The sequence below is a fragment of the Grimontia sp. THUN1695 genome, assembly GCF_059704325.2.
In genome coordinates, this window is sequence record NZ_AP046577.1 from 948,028 (window position 1) to 972,474 (window position 24,447).

The window sequence follows — 24,447 nt, forward strand, 5'->3', positions numbered from 1 at the left end:
CATGTTTGAAACGTTAGATCAAGTGCCGGAGCCTCTCCGGCCTTTTTATTGCCTCGAAACCCGCTCAGAGCAGCAGTTTGATGAAGATGGCGCGCCCCTGATGCAGGACGTTGACGTTCCCAGCGTTGATGAACGGGGCAACCCTATCACTATCACGGTGCCCAAGCCCGTCTTTGCCGATGTGGACTACGTGGTGGAACGCCCGCGTGGTGAGCGTAAGAGCTGGGATGATGTCTGGCGTGTAGCCAAAAAACATGCCGGTAAACGTGACGACCTATTGGCACAGTTTGTAGCCATGGCTGCGAACACGGATGCCTGGGCATTTCATGATGCCTGGCTGGCCTGGTTTCTTTCCCGCCCGGCGGAACCGATAGAAAGTGGCGAAGCGGACAACCCAGATACCGAGATTGCAGAGCATTGGCAGGCGGGTATCACCCCAGAGATGCATGCCGAAGCGGTGGCAGCCTGGGAAGCGGCAGAGCCGACAAGGCCAGCCATCGTAACCTGGGAAAGTTTTAAGGCGGCAAACTGTAAACCGCTGCGTGAAGTGGCCTATTTGCCCAACGATAAACAACTGGAGATGATGAACGATGACTTGAGAAACGGTACACACCACTGGCTTGATCATCAAGACGCGGTGAAGGCGCAATACCCTGAATAAAATCAGGCAGATTTCACGATCTATCTGATGATATGGCTTGTCATTTCCTACATCAATAACGTATTGTTTTTACGCATTATCTTATTGATTAGGGGGATTTGTGGTTGCGCTGGCTTATATTATCCAGTTAATTGTTCTGGTGTTAATTACTCTAGGTCTTTTTATTTTTGGCTTCTCTTGGGTAGGCGTTGGCGTCGGTCTTGCCATTTACCTGATTTCCACCTGGTTGGTATCATCAATGGTTGATAAGACCTGCCCTTTCTGTAAAAGCAGAATAGACCAGAAAGCCGTGAAATGTCCTAAATGTCAGAGTGACCTTTCGTCAACCACGTAAAAGAAGCCCCGCTATCTGCGGGGCTTTATTTTAGACGTGTCCTATAGCCTACCACCCTGACGTGTTATTGCTTGGTAGCACATTTTTGCAATGGCTTCACCAATAGCATCTGGTTTCCCTTTTAACCATTCCACTACCAGTTCGGCTGGAAGTAAATTTTTCGCTCAACGATAGACAGGTAGAAGTGTTGAACGACGAACATCGGCACGTGTACTGGCTTGATCATCAAGACGCGGTGAAAGCCCAGTACCCCAAGACTGCCATAGTTTTACCTGCCTAAGCACACTCTCTCTGAGGTCATATGCTGATAGATATCACCATGATGCGTGGCGAAGTGCCTCGCCTCAAAGCTCATCTTTTGCCTAATGAAGCGGCGACATTTGCGCAAGATTGCCGGTTTGAACGCGGTATTGTTGCTCCCATGAATGCGAGTAAGGCGGGTGAGGTTTTGCCGTTTTCACCGGAGGTGTTGCACAAATACGGCGATAATTGGCTGATATGGAGAAGTGCGAATGTTGTTGCCACTGACAGTCCTATGGCGCAGGACCCTTATCAGCGCGTCTATTACACCGGTGATGGAAAGCCAAAGGTGACAGCCCAGGACATGGCGATTGGGGGTAATGGATTTGGTCCGGCCGCCGCATATGACCTTGGTGTGCCACGGCCTGCAGCAGCGCCAGTAGCAACAAAAGTGGACGGCAGTACCGGTGAAAACCCGCCTGAGGGTGAGCCTGATATCGTTGATGATGAAGACAGGATTTACATTCAGACCTATGTGACTCGCTTTGGTGAAGAAGGTGCGCCGGGAGAACCGTCAACATCCGTTTTGATTGCCCGGCCGGGTTCCACGGTTACGGTCAGCCTCTCTCAGCCTGGGGCAAACACCCATAACATTACCCATACGCGCCTGTATCGTTCTGTGACGTCTGCTGGGGTTGGTGAGTTTATGTTGGTGGCTGAAATCCCCATTGCGCAAAACGAGTATGTTGATAGTGCACGTGAGGTGAATGGTCCTGTTCTTGAAACGTGGGAGTACGATGTGCCGCCAGAAAACATGCAGGGTATTTGCCAAATGGCGAATGGTATCTGCGCGGGCTTTGCAGGCAATGAAGTGATGTTCTCGGCGGCGTACTTGCCCTATGCATGGCCTGAAGGTTTTCGCGGTACTACTGAACATGAAATTGTTGGCATTGCGGCGATTGGCACGTCGCTTGTTGTAGCCACAAAGGGTTATCCCTATGTGTTTAGTGGGGTGACACCGGATGCGGTGACCGGCCATAAGCTGAGTGTCGAGCAATCCTGTGTGAATGGAACGTCTCTTGTGGTGCTCAATGGGATGGCCATGTATGCGTCGCCTGATGGTTTGGTGGTGGTCAGTGCCGACGGGGCGCAAGTAGCGACTGAGCAACTGATAGATCGTGATAGCTGGCAGACATTTAAGCCGCACACATTAAAGGCGGTATCGGTTGAAGGGCTGTATGTGGCTCAGGGGGAGGCTGGCGGGTTTATTTTTGATCCTGTATCAAACGCGTTTATCCGGTTCTCTGATGTGTGGGAAGCGGCCTATGTTGATTTGGCGCGCGATGTACTGGTAACAGCCTCAGGCAATCAACTATCAGAATGGCAGCAAGCCGATGTCGTTAAGCGATATGTATGGCGCTCAAAAGTGTTCAACATGCCATTGGGGGCGATACTGAGCTGCGCCCGTATACAGTCGCCCAATCCTGAGCGGGTGTCGGTTCGATTTGTAGCCGATGGGGAAGAAGTCTATTCCCTGAACGAGGGTGATGTGGGGGACCGCGCCTTCAGGCTTCCACCGGTTCGTGCCAGCAAATGGCAGGTAGAAGTAGCAGGCACAGCGGAAATCGAACGTATCATGATAGCAAGTTCAATGCAGGAGCTTGCTTGATGAAATCGCCATTTCGCGCGGGAAGGAATGCCGAAGCGGTTCAAGAGAACGTTGAAAAACTCACCGGACAACGGGGCAATGGATTAGATCGCGCCATTACGATTCGTGAGCTCCAATCGCTGGGGCTGGTTAATGTTATTCGCAACAGTCGTGGACAGTATGTGCCGCGTCCTGCTCCCCCTGTTTCGTCTGAAAATGAGATTGTTGAAAGAGCGACAGCGCCAGAAGGATTTGCAGGATTTGGTGGGTTTGGCGCTATTTTGCTGGAGTGGAAAGGCGTGTCTTACTCGGGGCATGCGTATACGGAGATTTGGCGAAACACTACGGATGTGCTGTCTGAAGCGACACTGATTGCGACGACGCCTGCCACTGTTTTCGGTGACGTTGTTAATCCTGGCTCGGCGTTCTACTACTGGGCGCGCCATGTGAATGTGAACAATATTCCTGGCCCCTACAACAGTGAAGCTGGCACACTTGTTTCAACCACTCCCAATGTCAGTGATGTCATTGAAGAAATTGCTGAGCAGATGCGGGGGAGTGCGCTGATCAGTGATTTGCAGGCGGATATTAGTACCGGTGATGCGACGACAAATGCGGCACTTGAGCAAGCAGAAAGTGCGTTGAATGACGCCATTGCCCGGGTCGAGCGTGAATACAAAGCTGCGGATGTGACAACGCATGCCGCGATTCGTGATTTGGAAACCGTGACCTCGGATGCTGATATGGCGTTAGTACAGCTAATCAGTCAGGTTGAAACCGCGTATAAGACGGCAGACGCCTCGTTAAATGGCAAAATTACGCAGGTGAATATGGCTCTTGCCGATGCTGAAATGGCAATGGCACAACGTATCACGGGGGTAGAGGCTGCGTATCAGTCTGCCGATGATGTTCTTACCGGGCGCATTACTACTTTGCAGCAGACTGTCACGGCGGAAGATAAAGCACTGTCAGACCGCATTGATACCACACAATCATCACTAAACGGTGTTAGTGCGACGGTGCAGGGGCACAGCCAAACCATTGCTCAAATCAATGAAAATGGCTCGGCGGCTTACCAGGCAATGTGGAACCAAAAAGCCCAAGCCGGGGATATCCAGGCTGGGATTGGTATTCTTGTTGACTCTGATGGCACGAGCCAGGTGGCGGTGTCGGCGTCTCAGTTTTTCGTGTTCGACCCGAACACAGAAAGCCCCAACATCCAACCATTGTTTGCTATCGACCAAGGCAATGTGATCATCCCAAAGGCGTTGATAGAAACCGCGACCATTCAAATCCTTAATGCCCAAACCATTATCGCTGATGAGGTAAAAGCGGGAATATCAATGTCATCGCCAGTGATTGAGGGGGGCGAGTTCGTTGGTGGCTCTGCGGGTTTTGGTACAGGTGGCCCTCACAATGGCTATCAGACATACATCTCGCCGAATGGGACAATTTTTACCTCCGCTTTGGATGCGACAGGTTTTTTGCGAGCGCCTGAAATATCTGGAGGCAGCATCTATGGTGGACGGATTGAAGGTGGGTATGTTCTTGGTGGTGTCATACAAGGGGCCACCATCATTGAAACCGAGCGAAAGTTTACGGTTGAAGGCAATCTCACGTACTCAAATGGGAAGCAGGTATTAGCTGTTTATTCTGCAAGTAAGGATTTTAGTCACAGTGGCCGCCCTCAAGATGGCGGTGGGCATGTGATTTTCTGGACGAACTATCTCGACATTTATCCCTACAACGTAATTTATGCGAATACCGAACGGAGATTCCGTTGGAGCACTATCGGTGACCAGAGCTTAAGTGGGATCACTGCCCGTATTGTTGATGTGAGGAGCATTAACTACTCACAAAATTGTTATCTATATGTCGAGTATGAGGATGCGCTTGGAAAAGTACGCGTTCAGAATCATTGGTGTGGAGACAGGCATAGTAGGCAGTTCAACATTACAACGCCTTGCGGCGTGTTTGTTGTGGATTACACCGTTAATGCGCATAGCCACAACGTGAGTTTGCGTTCCATCTCTTCTTTGCACAACCATCGACTTCGCCGGTTTGGTGTGCGTGTAGATCAGGGGTATGTGAACCATATACGTACATTCACAGCCAATGCCTGGGCACGAAATTACGAGAGGAAGCCGTAATGTACAAATTCACGGATTGCTCAAATGAAACAGTGGCGCATTACAGGGATGGTACGGTTTCATTTTTACCGTTTGATGCAGTGCCGGCAGGCGAGGTGATTCATCCGCACTGGACTGAAGAAGACGAGGCCGATTTCAACTATCAACAGCAATGCCATGCAGAAAGAGACTGGCGAGATATTGAAATGCGCAGGGTGCTTCGCCAAATGGATCAGATCAGAAACGATGCTGAATTTGGCTCTTCTACCTATAAGGGTGGCTACACCTCAAAGCAATTGAATGCGTATCGAGAAGCATTGTGTAACTACCCAGAAAAGCCCAATTTCCCTTTTGGTGAACGGCCACGGATTGAGGACGTTGTCTGATGGAAACCGTAAGAGCAAGTTGGTCAGAGTATCGAGATAAACTTCTCCCAATCATTGAGCGAACAGCGCAGCGAAATGAGCACGATTTTGTTGGTCAGGTAGATGAAGCATTGAATGACGATCGGGCATTTCTGTTTATTGCTGATGACGGTTTTATGATCCTAAAGCCAACGCATCGGAGTGGCTGTGTTTGGGTAACGGTAATGTTTGCATTCAATTGGGGAGAGAATGCGATTGAGCGTTATCAGCCAGAAATTGAAAAAATGACAAAGCAGATTGGTGGAAGGGGCGTGGAACTTTATACCGCGGTAACAGCGCTATCCCCCATTCTTTGTGGACAGGGATATGAGCGCACTGGGCAAGAAGGAAAAGTGCAACATTGGCAAAAAGCGTTGTGAGGAATTGATATGGGCGGCGGTGGCGGCGACAACGAAATCAAAGAAACCGAGTATGAGAAAGCGACGGCTGAGATCGCCGGAAAATACTGGGATATCTACGATACCGAGTTAAAGCAGTTTGAAGACACGTTTATCCAGCGTGTCGATAGCTTTAATTCTGAATCGAATATGGCTGACACGAAGAAGGCGGTGGATCTGGGTTACAACAAAGCCTTCAGCGAAAGCCGTGATGCGACAGCAAAAGGGCTTTCAGCAGCAGGTGTTGATCCGTCCAGCGGCAAGTTCAAGGCGTCAATGTCTGATATTTCGACTGAACAAAGTGTTGCTCAGACAGACACAATTAACCGCGCTCAGGCCAGCGAGCAGGACAAGTACGTTGCTGGTCTGTCTGATGTGGCGGCGATTGGCATGGGACAACAGGCGAGCGCGTTGTCTGGTATCGGCGATGTGGCAAACATGAGCCTGCGTGATGCAAAAACGGATGCGTATGATGACTTCAACCATCGAGCCGGTAATTTACAGTTGGCGGGTGCGGCTGCGGGCATAGGCCTTCGCAGCTACAACCAGATAAACAAAGCGCCTGCGTCTAGTATGAACTCGGTGAATATGAACCCATCATTTAGCCGACAGCAAAACAACTTTTATAACCCGAACGTAAACCCTTCATTGAAGCAAGGTTGGTGAATATGGGCGTTGCAGCAGATACCTACGCGAAACTGACGCGGGAAATGTTCGAGGATTGGCAGAAACGGTTTTACCCCAAGCAAAAAGAGCTCTTGGAAAAATCGCAATCTGGCGAATTACTGAAAGAGCAGCTTGGCCGCGTTGATGCCAATGCGGGGAGCGCTATGAAAGCGGCGAGCCTTTCTGAAGCAAACAACTTGGCGCGTTATGGCGTTGCCAGTGGCGGTGATGACAATCAACAAGCCAAGCTTTCACTGGCGACCGTGGCAGCGAAGAACGGCTTACGCGACCATGAACGTGATCGCTCAATGATGACGCTATCCGGTGCTGGCATGGGCGTAAAAAGCTACGCGAATCCACAGTAAGGGAGAATGAGCAATGGGATATAGCCTAACCAGTATGGGGCAAGCGACCAAAAACATGGCAATGGGCGGGTTGCGTGATGCCGCCATGCGTGAAAAGGACCGTGAAGCAACCAACAAATCACTCAAAGCGGCAGACCGCCAGCAGACCATCAATAGCGTGACGTCCGGGGCAGCGCTTGGTTTTATGGCTGGCGGGCCTGTGGGTGCGGCGATTGGTGGCGTGGGCGGCCTTGTTCTGGGCGAACTGTTTTAAGGAGCGATAAGTGAGTGGATTAGACACACGCGGCTTTATGGATAGCGCCCTTCGCGCCTACGACATCACTGACCGCCATTTCCAGCGTAAAGAAGATGCTGAAATGCGTCGAGCAGATCGTGACTTTCGCTTGGCGCAGGCGGAAAAGGCCGACCAACGATACGAGAAAGCGTTCTCTTTGCGCCAGGCGGCGGATGATCGTGCGAACAAAGCACACATTGCGCAATACGGTGAAGATGGTAAAGGCGGATGGCAGGCAGCAGAGCGTGAGCAGCAAGGTAAATTGCGTGACGCGCAAATCGCGCAGGCCAACACAGCGGCAGCAAACAACCAGTACATGCTACATCAACAAAAGAAATCGACCTTCATTTCTGAAAACTCGCCAGTGCTTGATGCCGGGTGGCAGCGCTTCATGAAAACCGGTGAATACGATGAGATTTTTGATAGCGAGTTTATTAAGGGAAGCGCATACGATCCGCGTCGTTACCTGGACCCGAAAGTGAACCAAGCGGCGGATGTGCTGGAAGCAAAAATTCCACTGGCGTTAAAAGGTGAGGTGGACTTTAACGACCCTGACATGAAAGAGGCGTTAACCACATTCTACAAATCTAACCTTACTGCCTCAGTTGGCCAGAAGGACCCAAAAACCGGACGCGTAATCAAGGATGCGCGATGGGGCAGCATGACATTTACCAAGGACATTGACCCGAACCGTGAAGGCGACCAGCCGGGCATTGTGATTGCCAGTGAAGTGCAATACGAAGATGGTAATGATTGGGTGGTGCGACCGGTCACAGAAGGGCGCTCCACTGCGCCGGAAGATGCGGTGAAAGTTATCCCGCTTGAACAGGCGATGCAGGATATTACCGGTCAGCTTAAGCTTCGCCGTCAGGCGTCGTTGTCCCCGGCGTACAAGTCAGTGTTTGGCAAGAAGGACAAAGAATCGGCCGCGATAGATAAAGAGTACCGTGACGCTGTGCTGGATATCGAGAAGCAGCGCAATGAAGCGATTCAACATCTTGGGCTAGGAAGCAAGCCAGAAGATCATGCGCGAACTGAGCAACACTATGACAATCTGCTACGTAAAACCAAGGCACTGTTTTACGGTGATGGCACTGTCCAGCCCGAGCTGTCCCAGCCAGATCTCCTTAAAGACTGGGCGGGTAGTGATGCGAATAAAGCAGGTTTTTTGCAGGCACTGAAAGCGCGCGGGCAGGATCTTTCGCAGTTCGATGTGGCAACCATTGATCGCGCTTATATCGATCAAGTGAACAAGAAAAAAGCGGAGAAAGCTACGACGATTGCAGGCCAAATTCGTTTAGACAAGGCAAAGCAGTACGCGAGTCGCTAATTGGTAAATTGCCGAGAAACGGGGTAAATTATCCCCATAGTGCCGAATTATTACCTGAAAGCCGCTACCCGAAAGGGTGGCGGTTTTTTTATGCCTGTTTTACGGAGCTGACATGCAAGACAAACTGCTTGGTGACACCCCAAACGCGACAGTGGATGCGCGTACCGACATGAGCTTTACGCTCTCCGATGACTTTGACCTTAACGCCTATGCGCCAGAGCGTGATCTGGACGTGACGGCAGGTGATGCAGGTAAGGCTGTTGCCATTGGCGCAATGGGTGCGGTAGAAGGCGGCGCGGAATCCGTAAGGCAAGGTCAAGGCTTTCTTGGTGAAAAGGCGAGAGAACTTGGTGTACCTGAATCTGTTATCAATGCCGCCAACTTCACGCCACAAGGCTTGATTGCCAATTACATTTCCAAGGCGGGTGAACTGGTTGGTGACGCTAAAGAATGGGTAACGGACACGCTGACCGATGATGGTAAGCAGGCGTTAAACACCATGCCGGTTTCTGAGTCGCCAGAAGGTGACTGGAAGGTATCAACGGAGCCGGCAGTGTGGGGCATGCAGCTTGCGCAAGGTTTGGGTTACATGGCCCCAACGGTGGCAAGCGCGATTGCCACAGGCGGCATGTCGTCAGCCTCTGCAATCCAATCACTCACAAACATGGCTATCCGTTCTGGTGCAAAGCCAGACACGGCAGCAAAAGCCGCACAGCTCGCTTACAACACGTTAGCCAAAGCGCCAACGGCAGGTGTGGCGATTAACTCTGATGTTGGCTCACAGGGCTTGCAGGCTAAAGAGACGGTACTTAATGCTAACTTTGAAAGCTTGATTAATAGCGATGCGTTCCGCACTGAATTTCTCGCCGTGGATGAAGACCCAGAGTTTGCTTACCTAAGCGATCTCGAAAAGCTGGAAGAAGCCAAACGCCGAACGGCGGATGCTGCTTCACGCGCCACGATGACTGACCCGATCACATTAGGGGCAAGTGTCGCCGCTACCATGGTGGGTGATTTGCCACTGGCAAATGCATTCGTGAAGGGTACCGGCCAGGGACTTGTAAAAAGTGTTGCGGCGGGTGCTGTTAGAGAAGCGCCCACGGAAGCGGCGCAGGGCGCAACCCAACAGTATGTGGCGAATAAGGTGTCGAATGAGTACGTGGGCACTGATGTTGATCTGATGGATGGTGTTGCACTGGCAGGCGTAAACGAAGGTGCGCTCGGTGGTGCAGTTGGCGGCGTGATGGGGGCCGGCGGCGCGTACCGTGGTGGCAACCCCCAACAAGACACACAAGGTAGTGAGGGTGTGGAGGGTGTTGAACAGCTACAACCTACACAGGATGCGCAACCTCAACAAGATCCACAAGGTGTGGATGCTGATCAGTCTACGCCACAGCAAGAAATGCCTGAATGGGTGGCGGACGGTGCTGACCTTTCCTCTGGCTATTTCGAAGAGAGACAGGAAGTTGTTGCACAAAAAGTAGATTCGCCAGACGCGTTAAAGCAAAAGCTGGCTGAGTCTCGTCAGACCCTTCGTAACAGGGGGGTGATCAGCGACCCGCAAGACTACGCAACCCAAACACTGAAAATGGCTTACGCCATGGATCAGGAAAAGGCGGATGTGTTAGTTGACCGACTGGAGCAGGGCGACCAATCCGCAGAGGCAGAACTCTACGCACTGGCAGACAAGGCGAGCGAGTTAGAACTTGATACGACAGGCGTACAACAACTGTTTGATCAGGCCGTGGCGCGTCGTAACGCAGGCGCACAAATGCCAGGGCAGAAAGTGGCATCAAAAACCGAGCGTTATATTCAGGCATTGGAACAAGGTCGCCAGAATGTTGAGCAGGCGAAGAACTCGCCGCCAAGCATGAAGCCTTACCAGTCACCGCCCGACCCGCGTCTTGCACGATGGGAATCGGAAGCAGCCGAACAGCCACAACGTGAGTTTAACCCGGAGCTGGCACGCGCCGAGATCTTAAAGCGTGAAGCGGAAGCAGAGCGAGCAGCGAGAGCCGAGCCTTCATCGCCAACTATTGATTCGAAAGAAGCGGCATTGCGCCAGCAGGCAGAAAAAGAACGCGCACAAGCAGGTGGCATTGTTGAGCCGGATATGGGCGGTGTTACGCGCACCTTCCAACGCGAGCAAGAACGCAAAGCCGCAGAGAAGCAACTTGCATTACAGCAAGCGCAACGCGACACCGTGACGGCAAACGTGGAAGCCAGCCAGCAATCTCGCGGTGGATTTGCTGATCGCCCTAACTCGATGCGCATGCGCGAAAATGGCCGCAAGCCTATCTCTGATTTCACTGACACAGTGAAGAAAACCAAGACCATGCGTAAGCGCTTGAAGCAACGCATGGCGAAAGCGAACCCGCAACTGGCTGATGCCTTGCTTGAGTCTTTGCGCAATGCACCAGAGCGTATCGCCGCGTTTGAGGCAGAGACAGAGCGCCGTAAAGCCTATGAAGATTCGCTACCAGAAAACCGCCAGCGCCGCGAACAGGCTGAAGCCCTGTTTAACCCGCAAGGCAATGACGCGGTAACCGCGCCTGACTTTGAGCGCAATGCCATTGCCCAGGTAATCAACGATCTGCGTGAGCGTGGTGAAAAGATTATTTCTGGCTTACCGAAAGAAGAACAAGCCGCGGCAAGGGCTGATCTGAACAAGGCGCAAGACTTTGTGAAATCCCGCCTTCGCATGATGATGGATGAAGCCAAGGTCAACCGCACCAAGAAGCTGAAAGACTTCACGCCACGTTTTCAGCCAAAAGCGCAAGAGCCACAAGTTGTTGATGTTGAGAAAGATGCACAGGGTGTTGAGCGTGAAGAAGATGCGCAACCTACACCACCTACACAACCTGCACCAGATACGCAGGATGTGGATGATGCGCAGCCGCAACAAGATGTGGAAAGTGTTGATGTGGTTGATAAAGCCAAAGGCATTATTCGCAATGTGCTCGAAGCCAACGGCGGGAAGAAGTTAGCCGGGGTTCGCACTGCGTATCGTGACCAGGGCGGCTTTACCGCGAAGGAGCTGGACGAAGCAGTAAAGGCAAAAGGCTATACCGGTATTGCTGAGTTTGAGAAGGCAGTGAAGGCAGAAAGCGAGCCGAGCCAAAAGAGTGAACCAGTCGCGCAGTCGGAAACGACAGAGCAAAAGTCAGCCACAGAAACGGTTGATAAGGGTGAGGATAAGTCGGAGTCTGCCGCCTACAAGCACACGCCAGAAACCAACGACGATGTTTCAACCCAAATTGGTCTACTCAATGCAATCAAGAAACGCGTGAAAGCAGGCTACAACCCGAACAATAACAACTCACTCAAAGAGCTGGCGAAAACGCTGTTTGACCTTTCAAGCGCCAAGGATGTTGATAACATCATGCTCAAGAAGGTGCAGGAGGCGTATGAAACCGTTGCCGTGGTGAAACGTCGCAGCAAAGCAACGAAACTCCTTGCCGAACAAAACAATCCTTTGATGGTGCAAGCGGTATTTCGTCAGCTTAAAGATGACTACGAGCGCCAGCCTAACCTTGATGTACGCACCGCTAAATCGAGTGACTTTCAGGCGTACAGCACGCCTGCACCTATGTCTTTCTTGGCTAACTTGGCCGCTGGCATTGATAAGCACACCACGGTTTATGAGCCGACCGCAGGCAATGGCCTGTTGTTGATGCTGGCAAATCCTGACAAGACCTTTGCCAATGAGCTAGACCCTGTACGCGCTGAGGCATTGGCATGGACCGGCTTTGAAACAACAGTGCAAGATGCAGCGGGAAATGCGCTTGATGGCATTGTGTCTGAGCCTGTTGATGCTGTTGTCACGAACCCGCCTTTCGGTACGCTTCGAGATGGTAACCACAAGCCCATTAAACATGCATTTACGGATGCGCAAGGCAATGCGTATAAGTTTGGTGAAATCGACCACCTCATCGCCAAGCAAGCCTTGGATGCCATGAAGCCGGAAGGCAAGGCAACGCTAATCCTTGGGGCACCGAAGGAAGCCGGGGATTACACCGGTAGCAACAAAGTGTTCCTGAACTGGCTTTACCGTAATCACAATGTGGTCCATCACGTTGAGATTGACGGCCAGCTATACAAGGGGCAAGGCGCGGCATGGCCTATTCAAATGATTGTTGTGCATGGAAAAGTGCCGTCAGGGACTGGCAAGCATGCACCCGTTAAAGGTAAAGTAAAACGTGTATCAACGTGGGATGAACTCTATGACAACTTCAATGAAAAAGGTTTGGTGGATACCGCAGGGCGAGAATATCAGCGATACAGCCAAAGCGTTTCTGATGTTCAGCCTCAAAGACAGCCAGCCGCTGACACTTCACTACGCGAAGAACAGACTCGAGAGCTTTCTGGAAAGTCTGATCGAGGAAATGCCGGGGGAGGAGAAAATCAGCCTGGCGGACGAACTCGAGACGGGGTGGGACAGCGACAGCCTGATGGCAACGACGCTGGCGCAGGTTTCAGGACTCAACCTGACGTTAGAGACGTTGGACTGGTCGAAGCAAAAGACAGTGACACACCCCGATCTGAAACTTCACGACAAGTACATGAACCTGGAAGTGACCGACGCACTGGAACTGAATCTGTTCGAGAATTAGATACAGAGCAAGCCACACCCAAAACCAAGCCTAGCCCTGTCCAGATAGATAGCAAAGTGGAACGGGCTAACGAATTCCAGTCTCACTATAAAACCGCTTCAAACGGTTTCAATGATGGCGTGCTCACGCCGACCAATATGGCCTCTTACACGCAATCTGCGCTTGCTGACATTCAAAAACGTCACGGCAGCGTGGATGGTTTTGTGATGGAGCGATTAGGCTACAAAGATGTAGGTTCGCTGCATAAGGCATTTATGGGCCTACAGGCGGATGCGGTAGCGTTGGCGGTGGATGCTATTGAGAATGGTCGCGCCGTGATTATTGGCGACCAAACAGGCGTAGGTAAAGGCCGTCAGGCGGCGGGCGTGATCCGTTATGCAATGCAGCAAGGCAAGATCCCAGTCTTTGTGACGCAAAAGCCGAACTTGTTCACTGATATGTACGATGATCTTGCTGACATTGGCGTGGAAGGGTTTACCCCGCTTATCATGAACCAAGACAAAGGCTTTGTGAAAAAGGGCAATAGGAAACTATTCAACCTCTCCCCTAAAGAGCGCAGTCAGGCGATTGATGCCCTTTTAGATGGTGACTTGCCAGAAGGGTATTCCGGCTTGTTCCTGACTTACTCCCAGATCTCCAGCGAGAAGAACGGACAGAAAAGCGCAATGCTAAAAGCACTGGCGAGCAAGGCGGTGTTTGTGATGGACGAATCTCATACCGCTGCGGGTTCTGACTCAAAACTGGGTAAAGCGTTCCGTGACCTTGCAGACAGGGCGTATGGTCTCACCTATCTTTCTGCTACCTACGCCAAGCGCCCCGAGAATATGCCGCTGTACATGCGTACCGACCTTGGCCTTGCAACCGATAACCGCGAAGCCTTGATTGAAGCAATTGAGCAAGGCGGCTTGGGGATGCAAATCTATATCGCAGCGAAACTTGCGGAAGCGGGGCAAATGGTGCGCCGTGAGCGTTCATTTGAAGGGATCAGCATTAACAACAACGTGATCTCCGATCCTAGCAATGAAACCAAGCAGACCTATGACCGCGCAGCAGAAGCATTACGCGCCATTCAGGATGTGTCGTCGGCATTCCGCCGCTATATCGAGGAAGACATGGCGGCAGAAATCCAAGAAGAACGCGGTCTTGATGTGGTAGTGCGCGGCAACAAGGCAGACGCAAAGCCGAAAGTGACCGAGTTTAGCTCTGTGGTCCATAACTATATTTCGCAAATGGCGCTCGGCCTGAAAGCGAAAGAAGTGGCGGTAATAGCACTGAAAAGCATCAAAGAAGGCAAGCGCCCTGTCATTGCGCTGGAAAACACCATGCAAGCGGCATTGGAACGCTTCATGGACAAAAACGGCATTGCGGTAGGCGACCGCGCAGACGGACTGACTTACGGCGAGATCCTGAAAAATGTTCTTGATGGTGCGCTCTACTACGGCATTAAAGAGCCGGGCGAGAAGAAATCTGACAAGGTTTATGTTCCCATTGATGAAATCAGCGACCCACTTGTTCAGTACCACTACCGACGCGCCATGAATGCGATTGGGGAAATGGGCGGAGACGGCATTCCGGCATCGCCTATTGATGCAATTCGCATGGAAATTGAAAGCGCTGGCCTGAGCGTTGCTGAGATCACAGGGCGCGGCCTGATGCTGGATATGGCGGACGGCAACCGCGTTGTTTCGCGCAGTGCTGAGGAAGTGAGTGACCGTCGCGGTACCGTGGACAAGTTCAACAACGGCGAGCTTGATGTGCTAATCCTGAACCAAGCAGGGTCTACAGGCCTGTCTTTGCACTCACGCGGTGACTATGGCAATACGGACCCAAGGCACATGATTGTTGCGCAGCCTTCGCTCAACATTGATACCTTCATGCAAATGCTTGGTCGCGTTAACCGAACCGGGCAAATCCATAAGCCGACCTATGACATAGCCTGGCTTGACCTCCCCAGTGAAAAGCGTCCCGCCGCAGTGCTGGCGCGAAAAATGACGGGCCTGAACGCGAACACTTCCGGTAACACGGACTCAGCCACGAGCGTGGACTCTATTGACCTTCTTAACCCATACGGTGATCGCATTGTTGAGGAATACGTTTCTGCAAACTTTGAAATGCTAAGCGGCTACAGCAAAGCATTAACCAAGTTGCCTGGTGAAGATGATGCCTCTTACTTCTTGGGTAAGCTGGCGGTTCTCCCCGTCGATATTCAACAGTCTGTGCTTGAGGATTTGGAAGGTGCATACAAAGACCTGATTGAGTACCTTGACGCAACCGGTCAAAACGAGCTCAACATGACCGAGCTTGATTTGGATGCGAAGCCGTTGGCACAGAAGCTTCTTTCTCCTGCCAAGCGTGATCGCGGCGTGTTCAGTGAGCCGGTTTACTTAACCAAGGTAGATGCGAAAGCGAACGGTAAGGCGCCAACGTGGGATCAGGCACAGGAAACCTTGAGCAATTCCAGCCAAGAGCAGTTTGATAGCATGGCCGATGCAATCGGAAGCGATACGCGCTTTATTAATAACCTCATGGCGCGTCTTGACAGCACAAATAACGAGCTGGAAGAAAGGCGAAAAGCAGGTAAGAAAATTGATGCATTGGTTGAAGAAGTATCGAAAATCAAAGGGCAAATCCGAGAGTATGAAAGCCGTCTAAGTGAAGTGAAGGCGAAATTCAAAGCGGGTGGCGTATACGCCCACGGCCAGTTTGTGACAGTGAAGATTGACGAAGAAACGCACGTCTCAGGCATGGTGGCTGAAGTCACGCATACGCACAATAACGGTAATCCTCTGTCCCCCTCCAAGTTCAAAATTAAAGTGGTGGTTGCGGACCGCGCTAACATTGTTCCTATTAATCTGAAGCAAGCAGAGGAAGGGGCGTTAACGCGCAGCTATACAAACAGCTTTAACCTGAAAACCCTGTTTGACCGCAAGGCAAAAGAGCCAGCAAGGGAAACTCGGTACATCATGACCGGCAACCTGGTTGAAGCGCAAACCCGCACCAACAAGAAAGGACGCATTGTTCCTTTCACTACGCATGATGGACGCATCATTCAAGGCATGCTGATGCCTGCCAACTTCAAAGCGGATCAAAACATCAAGGAGAAACTGGACGCCACACCAAAACAGTTGGTTGATTGGCTGAAATCCACCTATGAAGAATTTGCCGCGATGGGCCTTAACACGGCGGATAACGCGGTAAAAGTTTATCGCAGCATGAATGGTGGCTATAAAATTGAAATGCCTAAATCTGTTGCCAAAGGCAAAAAGTATTGGGGTAACCCTGCCATTGAAAAGATCATTGGTCAGCAAGCGGTGAAAGGCGGTGGCAAGTTTGCCGTCGATGTTGCCGAGGCTAAATTGCTGCCGCTGGTGAAGGCGCTACAAAACATCAATCCTGTAGGGCTGCATAACAACGCGCAAATTAAAGAGTTCAACCGTGATGCGGGTAATGCGTCAAACAGCTTTTACAAGGAGAAGATGAAGTTCTCCCGCGAAGCTGTTACCCAAGGCGCAAACAGCAGCAAAGGCATGCCACTGAAACAAGCCGAGCTGGGCGTTAAGCAATGGCTGAAAGAATACCGTGGTGGTGCTGGCGTGAAAGTGCGCGTAGTGAAAACCCAGCAGGAAGCCGAGGCGATGTTAGGTCAATCCTTCCCGGACGCGACGGTTCACGCTTTCTATCACGACCGTAGTGCAACCGTGGTCGTGGTGGCTGACAACATCCCGGACACAAAAACCTTACGCCAGAAACTGCGCCATGAAATTATTGTGCACCACGGCTTGAAGTCGGTGGTTGGCGACAGTGAGTACCAGAAAATCCTTGAGCGTGTATTCAGTGGCCGCAAATCCAAGCACCTGAAAGACCTTTGGGATCAAGTGCTGACCCACTACGCCGATCAGGATGCGGTTGTTCAGGTTGAAGAGGTGTTGGCCCATGCCGCCGAGCTGGAACGAAACGGCATTCAGCAGTGGTGGGATCGCGTGATTGAGGCGGTGGCCCATGCGCTTCGCAAGGTGGGGCTGATGAGCCCAGGCGACATGACACGCGCCGAAATGAACAACATTGTGCAGACCCTGATTGATCGCATGAAATCGGTGAACCATTGGGACCCAGACACCACGCCGCCGGGTGGCGGCTCTAAGCTTTCCCGTTCTAAGCTGTCTCAGGCTAAGTTCTCTAAAGGCGATGTGAAGTTTTCGCAAACCCAGAACCTGACCTTTGATCAGGCCATTGCCGAGATTGGCAAAGGCGAAACGGTACAAGAAAGACTGAAAACTGCATTGAGCAGTGTCGGCCTTGCGGTTAAAGGCGTATTGGGTGGCAAGGTCGGACTTGGCGCGGTAACGCTGCGCCAGCTTTCGGATTTGGCCGTTGACACGCTTCCGATGGTGAAAACCTATGTAGACACGGTTCACCGCATGATCACGCGCCGTAACCAAATGGCGTTTGAGTCTGCGGAAATTGCGCAAGACATTCGTAAATGGTCTGCCAAAAACAATGAGGCGGCAGAGAAGATGTTTAGCCTGGCCCATGATGCCACGGTTGAAGGCGTGGACCCGGACAAAGCGTTTGTGTCTGCTGCTGATGCGATTCAACGCCGCATTGAACACCTTGAGAACGTGAACGAAGGCAGTCACAAGACCAAGGCGCAGATGGACGAGATCCGCGAGCTTCGCCGGGACTTGGAGAATGAACCACGCCGACGCGCCAAACATGCTGAGCTGAAGGCGGAATACGACAAGCTGCCGGAGCAAGCCAAGCAACACTATCGCACTATGCGCGATGACTACAAAAAGCGTCACGACGATTACCGCCGCCTGCTGGAAGCGCAAATCCAGAACGCCGAAATTGATGGTCGCGTGAAGAAAAAACGCCTTGCGGAATTGCGCTCTGTCTTTGAGTTGCAAGAAGTAAACGCGCCTTACTTTCCGCTAACCCGTTTTGGTGACTACTGGCTGTCATCGACGGACGAGAACGGCGAAATGCGCTACATGATGTTTGAAAGTGAAGGGGAGCAAAAGGCCACGGCGAAGAAACTGCGCGATAAGGGCTATGCCGTTTCCACTGGCTACAAGATGGAAGGCAACCCGATGATAAACGGGGCCAGCCTTTCTTTTGTGACTGACCTGATGCAAAAAATTGATGACACCACGCTCAATGACCTCAAGAAAGACGAGATCAAAGACTCCATCTACCAGATGTACTTACAGGCGTTGCCGTCACGCTCGATGCGCAAGCAATTCATTCACCGCAAAAAGGTGAAGGGCTGGAACAATGACGCACTTCGCGCCATGGCCTCAAACATGATGAAAGGCGCTTACCAGCTTGCAAGAATGGAATACGCGGATGAACTGACCAAGCATGCAGCGGAGGCAAAGAAAGCGGCAAGCGTCTCAGGCAACAACCAGGCAGGCCGATACGCGGAAGAGCTGATGAAGCGGCATGAGTGGGTGATGAACCCGACACACTCAAGGGCCGCGCAGATGATCACCTCTGTCGGTTTCCTTTGGATGCTTGGCGTGTCGCCTGCTGCCGCAGCGATTAACACCACACAAAACTTTGTGGTTGCTCTCCCTATCCTCGCCAGCAAGTTCGGCGCAGCTGAATCTGCAAGCATGATTACCAGTGCCATGAAAGAGTTCTTGACCAGCAAGGGAAGCATTAAGAACAAGATTAAGAGTTACGACGAGAAAGATGCCTATCAACAATGGGTGGATTCTGGCTTGATTGATGCGACTAATGCACATGATCTCGCGGGTATGGCTGAGGCAGAAAACTGGCAGTACAACGAGAACTATGAGCGTGCGATGAATGGCATTAGCTATTTGTTCCACAAAGCTGAGGTGTTCAACCGTGAAACCACGGCGATGGCCGCGTACCGCTTGGCGCGTAAGAAAGGCATGAGCCACCAAGACGCGGTGACCGAGGCGGCTGATATTACGTGGAACGCGCACTTTGATTACACCAACGCGAACCGCGCACGTTACATGCAAGCGCCGACGATGAAGGTGATCACACAGTTTAAGCAATACAGCCAGAACATGACCTACTTCTTGTTGCGTAACGCTTACCTTGGTTTTAAAGGTGAGTCGCCAGAAGTGAAAGCCATGGCCCGGAAACAGTTGATTGGCTCACTTGGTATGACCGCTTTGCTTGGTGGCGTAAGCGCGTTGCCGCTTTCTGCGTTGTATGCGTTGGCGAATGCCTTCAAAGGCGATGACGATGAACCGTGGGATGCAGAAACTGAATTTAAAACTTACCTTGCTGATGCAATGGGTGAAGATATGGCAAGCCTGGTGCTTTACGGTGCTGGCCTTTCTCCGCGTATTTCACTCGATGGTTTGTGGGTTCGAGATCCTAACCGTGACTTGGAAGGCGAGGACCTTTGGACCCACTACGCGAAACAAGTTGCCGGCCCTGTGCTTGGCGGTGTGGTGGTTGGCGGTATTCGTGGTGCACAAGATATTGCGAACGGCGACATTTACCGCGGCATTGAGAAAATGGTGCCTAAGTTTTTCCGTGATCCGATGAAGGCGTATCGCTACGGCAATGAGGGTGCACTTACCTATCGTGGAGATGCCTATAAAGAAGCGGACGAGTTTACCGGCATTCAGTTGTTACTGCAGTCATTTGGTTTGTCTGACCATGACCTGATGAAGCAGTACGAAATGAACAATTCCATCAAAGGTTATGAGCAACACATTCTTGATCGCCGCCGTGACATGATGACCGCTTACTGGCTGGCAGTAAAGCAAGGCGACACGGCGTTGATGCTGGAAGTGCAAAAGAACATGGCGAGGTTTAACCGCAAGAACCCGACGCTTGCCATTGACAACAAATCACTTCGACAGTCCATCAAAACTCGCCAGCGTTATAGCGCAGAAAATGAGCGAGGCGTTAACGTAAACAAGAACTTGCGTCACTTGAATGAGCAAATTGGGTGGTAAATGGTTTTTAAGTAAAACTTGGGTGAGGTCATGAGAATGTCATCGATAAATATTTCAATATATTTGTGGTCTCACCCTTATGTATTGAATATTATAATGTTTTTTTGATTAAGTTGATAAATTCATATGATTTATCTCGTGTTCGATCTATTTTCTCTGGATCTTTGTCGGAGTATAGCAATGACCAATATTTATTTTCGTTCCATTCAAGTTGACGATCGATTCCGGTCCCTTTCTGAGTGATGAATCCCCAAAACCATAAGTCATCCCAGACTTCGAGGTCATCGTTATTATAGTGTTGCTTAATGAGTCTATTTATATTGTCAAAATTTGGATTTGATACGCCAATTTGCTTAAATATATAAATAATGACAGCGTCAACAGGCAGCCATATCTCATCATTATCTTCAATTTTTTTTGGTGTGTCAGACCAGAATTGAAATCTATCCCCTAGAGTATTGTGGGCTTGATAAACAACCTTTGTAAACAATGCAGCAGTTTTTTTACCCCATCCTTTTTGCTTGCTTAATCCTTTATAGAGATCGTCGAAATTTGAACTTCTCACCCCTGTTAATAATTTCACAAAACTTTCAAAGGATTGCGTTTTTTCAATATTATTATGAATTAATCTATAGAAATCAGCTAATGGATCTATTTTGGGCTGACTTTGTGTATTTGCTATATGATATAAAAGTTCAATTACTTTTTTGCTTGTACATGCATCATTACAAAGAATGTGGTGAAAAGATTTTTTCTGTAATTGAATGTTGAATTCTCTATTTTCTTTTAAAAATTTAAATATTCTATTTAATATTATTTTCATTTTAAAAAACAGATTAAGTGATTATAGTGGAAATATATATGGTAAAAGTCATGTAAAGTTGGTTGATTAATGGCCGCATCGTACTTTGATTCTAAATTAATATTCATACAATCGCTTTAGAGTATTAATTAATAAGTCCGTATATATGTCGGTAAGATTTATGCAGAATCAACCTTCCATTTTTCGATTTCGTCAATATTTATAGATAAGTTTGAATTTAAAACTTCTTTAGGTATTATATACTTACTATCATTTAAAACTAAACAATAGTCAACTCCTTCCCGTTCTGGGTAGTCAGGTTTATACTCAGGAAAAATTAGCATATTAGTTTGGATTTCATAGTCTTTAAAATATACTCGATTTCTTGAAATTCTTAATAACCTTAAACCATTGCAAACGAATAGTGATACGTCAAACTCATCATTAAATTCCTTAATCCCCAAAATCATGTCGTTGTACAAAGAATTTATAATTCCTTGAAAGTAATCTCGTGGTCCTAAATCCTGCTTAAGGTACATAATTATAACTGTAAAGAAATAATTTAAAGCAGAATATGTGAGCCTTAATCGAAAGTTAGTCTTATGGAAATGATAATTGATGTCTAAAAAATCATCTTCATAGTTTATAGCAGATTGATTATGAACTAAGGCGTTTCTCATAACTTTTGCTATTCTAAATAAACTCTTTAAGATTTGTTCATATTCGTTGTTTTCTGGTAAACCTCTATACTTCGCATAAAATGATTTACCAGATAATTCTGGATGTTGTTGGTCCAGGAATAAGTCAAAAATTGAAAAAATAATCAATAGCTTAAGACTTATATTCTGCTCAATAGTGACGCGATTACCACTTTCTCGAATAGAAAATTTTAAGTTGTATATTTGCGTATCATCTTGGTTCAAATTGACTTCAATAAAACGAGGGTAGCAAAGTTTTAGCCCAGCATCTTCTAATAACATCAATACATGATTAATATGTTCTTTCATTTTAATTTCATATTCATAACATTTTGTCAAATCCCCAAGAGTATTGTAAAAAAACAATTTTTTGGGGGTTATTCAATGACTACCCAAAGTATTACCATAATTTCGTATTTTAAATAGCATATCATCAACATCAAGCAGGGTAACAGTGGGAAATACAACAAAATAGGGTATTCAGTTTGCTCTCGCCAACGCGAAATGAGGGCAAGCATCGTGCTTTTCTTGCCGTTGGCGTGTAACTAAGGCTAACTACGTTTCGTCACATCTTGGCTTGTTCGGGTCTCGGTTATTGCTATTAATCTCAAGAGCTATCACCAGCTGCGCCAAAGGGCTGCTAAGGTGCAAGCCTCGCTTGTTTTGAATATCTGGAAAATGGGAAGTAAGTCCGGGGTGTATTGGGACATGCTCGAGTTTTACGCTGCCAGGAAGCTGGATCTTGCCAGTGAGGCAGAAAGCGATAGAATTGATACTGTATGCATGAACAGTATTTTAAGATGAACGTTATTCCAATTTTTGCCAGTGCCGGTATTACAGGTTTTGAATCACCGGCTAGCGACTATCGCCAGTTGCCGTTGAGCCTGGATGAGTTATTGGTTGAACATCCGAGTGCGACGTTTATTGGTCGTGCGTCGGGTGAATCAATGCAGGGTGTTGGTATTTTTGATGGCGATATTTTGATCGTAGACAGATACGTGACTGTCAGGGATGGGGACGTGATTGTGGCCAACTTTAACGGAGAGTTTGTCTGTAAGCTGCTCGATGTTTCCCGCAGATTGTTACTGTCGGCCAACGACAGCTATTCCTCCGTACAGATCACCAAATACGATACGTTTTCGATTGAAGGGGTCGTTGTCCGCTCTATCCGCTGCCACCGTGAGAGCCCGCTTTTATGTTCGCGCTAGTCGATGCCAATGCGTTTTACTGCAGTGCAGAGCAGGTGTTTCGGCCGGACTGGCGGGGAAAGCCGGTGATTGTACTCTCGAATAACGATGGGTGTGTGGTGGCGGCGAATCGTCAGGCAAAGGAAGCGGGAGTCGAGAAATTTAAGCCGTATTTTCAGGTGCGAGCCCTTTGTGAAATGAAAGGCGTGATTGTCTGTTCGTCCAACTATGAGCTTTATGGCGATCTGTCAGACAAGATGATGCAGGTGATTGGTCGATTTGCGCCTGAGCAGCATGTGTATTCGATTGATGAGTCGTTTCTATCGTTTCACCGCTGCGCAGTAATACCTGACTTAAGGTTACATGCAGAAGCGCTGCGCCGTGCAGTATGGAAAGAATGCCGGCTGGCGGTCGGGGTCGGCATAGGGGAAACCCTGACCCTAGCCAAAGCTGCAAACCATGCAGCGAAGAAATTACCGGGCTACGCCGGTATCTGTGTATTGGATTCCGATGCTGAACGCATCGATGTGTTAGGGCGCATGGAGGTAGGTGATGTATGGGGCATCGGCCGTCGGATTTCAGAACGGCTGAAGCGTCAGGGCATTGAAACGGCGCTGCAACTGTCGCGCCAGAAACCGGCACTGATGCGCCGTGAGTTTAATGTGGAAATGGAACGCACGGTGCGGGAGCTGAACGGTGAGGTTTGTAAAGGCTGGGGTGTGGCCAGGGCCAATAAACAGCAGATCTTTTCTACCCGCTCGATGGGGGAGCGGATTGTGGAACAAGAAGCGCTTCACCAAGCATTGTGTAAACATGCGGGGATTGCGGCGGCAAAACTCAGGGCGCAGGGGGCCGTGTGTTCGGTGTTGATGGTGTTTGCTGGAAATTCACCGTATGACGAAAAGCCGAGAAGCTATAAGCAGCTGCACCATTTTGCGTTTCCGGTTGACGATACCACCGTGATAACGGCAGCGGTGTCAGCTTTGGTGCCTTTGTTGTATGAACCAGGCGTGCGGTATTACAAGGTGGGTGTGGGGCTATTGGATTTAGCTAGGGCAGAATATGTGCAGCCGGATTTATTTGATACCCAGCCAGGTAACCCGACGTTAATGAAAACGTTCGATAGCCTGAATCAGCGTTATGGCATCGGCACGGTGTTTTTGGCAGCGGAAGGGATCGCGCCCAAATGGGGCATGCGTCGTGAGTTCTTGTCTCCACAGTATACGACCCGGTGGAGAGATGTGCCTAGGATTAAGTGTTGAGAAGGGAATAAATCAAAAGGGACATGATAAAGAGCCACTTTCTAAAGGCGAACATTATTACACCAATGAAGTGCGCGTTTTAAAACCAACTTAATATCGTGAACGTAGGCTTTTACGTGAAGATTGCCAGAGGGAATTCATTCGTGAGGCTGTGTAAATGATGGGGATCTTGCTAAGGAATGTAGTTTTTTTCGGTGATAAAAATGGGGCAAAAAATGGGACACTTTTTCGAAATGGGGCATGAAATGGGGCATGAAATGGGGGATATGGCGGGGTGTGGCGGTGTTTGAATTATGGACTAACTATCTGATATTTCAATAAACCCTTATTGTTACAGAGTGCATGCAATAAGATGATAATTTGTTACACAAAATAACCTTGCGTGAAGTTATCAGAGAATAGCGCAAAAAATAGACTATTCCTCTTTGATTTTTATTTTTTACTTTAAAAACAATGAATTGATGAGTGTTAAAACTGCTATAAATGGCT

General features: G+C 49.5%; 14 protein-coding genes. 12 read left to right on the forward strand and 2 right to left on the reverse strand.

Translation table 11 applies throughout. The features are described from left to right. The first annotated feature begins 1 nt into the window (after window position 1). The 10 genes from AC6IB1_RS08010 to AC6IB1_RS08055 all read left to right on the forward strand — a co-directional run bounded on the left by AC6IB1_RS08010 (window position 2) and on the right by AC6IB1_RS08055 (window position 20,009). Complete coding sequence (locus AC6IB1_RS08010) at window positions 2–661, forward strand: hypothetical protein (RefSeq protein WP_497568560.1); 660 nt, start codon at window positions 2–4, stop codon at window positions 659–661. A 635-nt stretch (window positions 662–1,296) separates the two neighbouring features. Next, window positions 1,297–2,904 (forward strand): hypothetical protein, encoded by a 1,608-nt coding sequence (locus AC6IB1_RS08015; protein WP_497568561.1) that lies wholly within the window; start codon window positions 1,297–1,299, stop codon window positions 2,902–2,904. Beyond that, window positions 2,904–5,033: a phage tail tip fiber protein gene (locus tag AC6IB1_RS08020; RefSeq protein WP_497568562.1), complete on the forward strand. Its 2,130-nt coding sequence runs from the start codon at window positions 2,904–2,906 to the stop codon at window positions 5,031–5,033. Before AC6IB1_RS08015 ends, AC6IB1_RS08020 begins: the two co-directional genes overlap by 1 nt. Beyond that, window positions 5,033–5,398 (forward strand): hypothetical protein, encoded by a 366-nt coding sequence (locus AC6IB1_RS08025; protein WP_497568563.1) that lies wholly within the window; start codon window positions 5,033–5,035, stop codon window positions 5,396–5,398. Before AC6IB1_RS08020 ends, AC6IB1_RS08025 begins: the two co-directional genes overlap by 1 nt. After that, window positions 5,398–5,796: a hypothetical protein gene (locus AC6IB1_RS08030; RefSeq protein ID WP_497568564.1), complete on the forward strand. Its 399-nt coding sequence runs from the start codon at window positions 5,398–5,400 to the stop codon at window positions 5,794–5,796. Before AC6IB1_RS08025 ends, AC6IB1_RS08030 begins: the two co-directional genes overlap by 1 nt. A 9-nt stretch (window positions 5,797–5,805) precedes the next feature. Further along, window positions 5,806–6,480 carry a hypothetical protein gene (locus tag AC6IB1_RS08035; RefSeq protein ID WP_497568565.1) on the forward strand — a complete coding sequence of 225 codons (675 nt, stop codon included), beginning with the start codon at window positions 5,806–5,808 and terminating at the stop codon, window positions 6,478–6,480. Window positions 6,481–6,482: 2 nt separating this feature from the next. After that, window positions 6,483–6,845 carry a hypothetical protein gene (locus tag AC6IB1_RS08040; RefSeq protein WP_497568566.1) on the forward strand — a complete coding sequence of 121 codons (363 nt, stop codon included), beginning with the start codon at window positions 6,483–6,485 and terminating at the stop codon, window positions 6,843–6,845. 13 nt (window positions 6,846–6,858) lie between these two features. Next, window positions 6,859–7,098 (forward strand): bacteriocin, encoded by a 240-nt coding sequence (locus tag AC6IB1_RS08045; RefSeq protein ID WP_497568567.1) that lies wholly within the window; start codon window positions 6,859–6,861, stop codon window positions 7,096–7,098. 10 nt (window positions 7,099–7,108) lie between these two features. Next, on the forward strand, window positions 7,109–8,449 hold the full coding sequence (locus tag AC6IB1_RS08050) for a hypothetical protein (protein WP_497568568.1): 1,341 nt from the start codon (window positions 7,109–7,111) through the stop codon (window positions 8,447–8,449). Window positions 8,450–8,561: 112 nt separating this feature from the next. Continuing rightward, a complete protein-coding gene (locus tag AC6IB1_RS08055; protein WP_497568569.1) occupies window positions 8,562–20,009 on the forward strand; it encodes a PLxRFG domain-containing protein in 11,448 nt (3,815 codons plus the stop codon). Between the two features lie 91 nt (window positions 20,010–20,100). Here the strand turns inward: AC6IB1_RS08055 and AC6IB1_RS08060 are convergent, their stop codons facing one another. Continuing rightward, window positions 20,101–20,832: a hypothetical protein gene (locus AC6IB1_RS08060; RefSeq protein ID WP_497568570.1), complete on the reverse strand. Its 732-nt coding sequence runs from the start codon at window positions 20,830–20,832 to the stop codon at window positions 20,101–20,103. A gap of 158 nt (window positions 20,833–20,990) precedes the next feature. Beyond that, window positions 20,991–21,818: a hypothetical protein gene (locus AC6IB1_RS08065; protein WP_497568571.1), complete on the reverse strand. Its 828-nt coding sequence runs from the start codon at window positions 21,816–21,818 to the stop codon at window positions 20,991–20,993. Window positions 21,819–22,309: 491 nt separating this feature from the next. On the opposite strand from AC6IB1_RS08065, the gene AC6IB1_RS08070 reads away from it, so the two are divergent. Further along, window positions 22,310–22,717, forward strand: a complete 408-nt coding sequence (locus tag AC6IB1_RS08070; protein WP_497568572.1) for a translesion error-prone DNA polymerase V autoproteolytic subunit — start codon at window positions 22,310–22,312, stop codon at window positions 22,715–22,717. Then, window positions 22,705–23,958 carry a Y-family DNA polymerase gene (locus AC6IB1_RS08075; protein ID WP_497568573.1) on the forward strand — a complete coding sequence of 418 codons (1,254 nt, stop codon included), beginning with the start codon at window positions 22,705–22,707 and terminating at the stop codon, window positions 23,956–23,958. Before AC6IB1_RS08070 ends, AC6IB1_RS08075 begins: the two co-directional genes overlap by 13 nt. The last annotated feature ends 489 nt before the right edge of the window (window positions 23,959–24,447 follow it).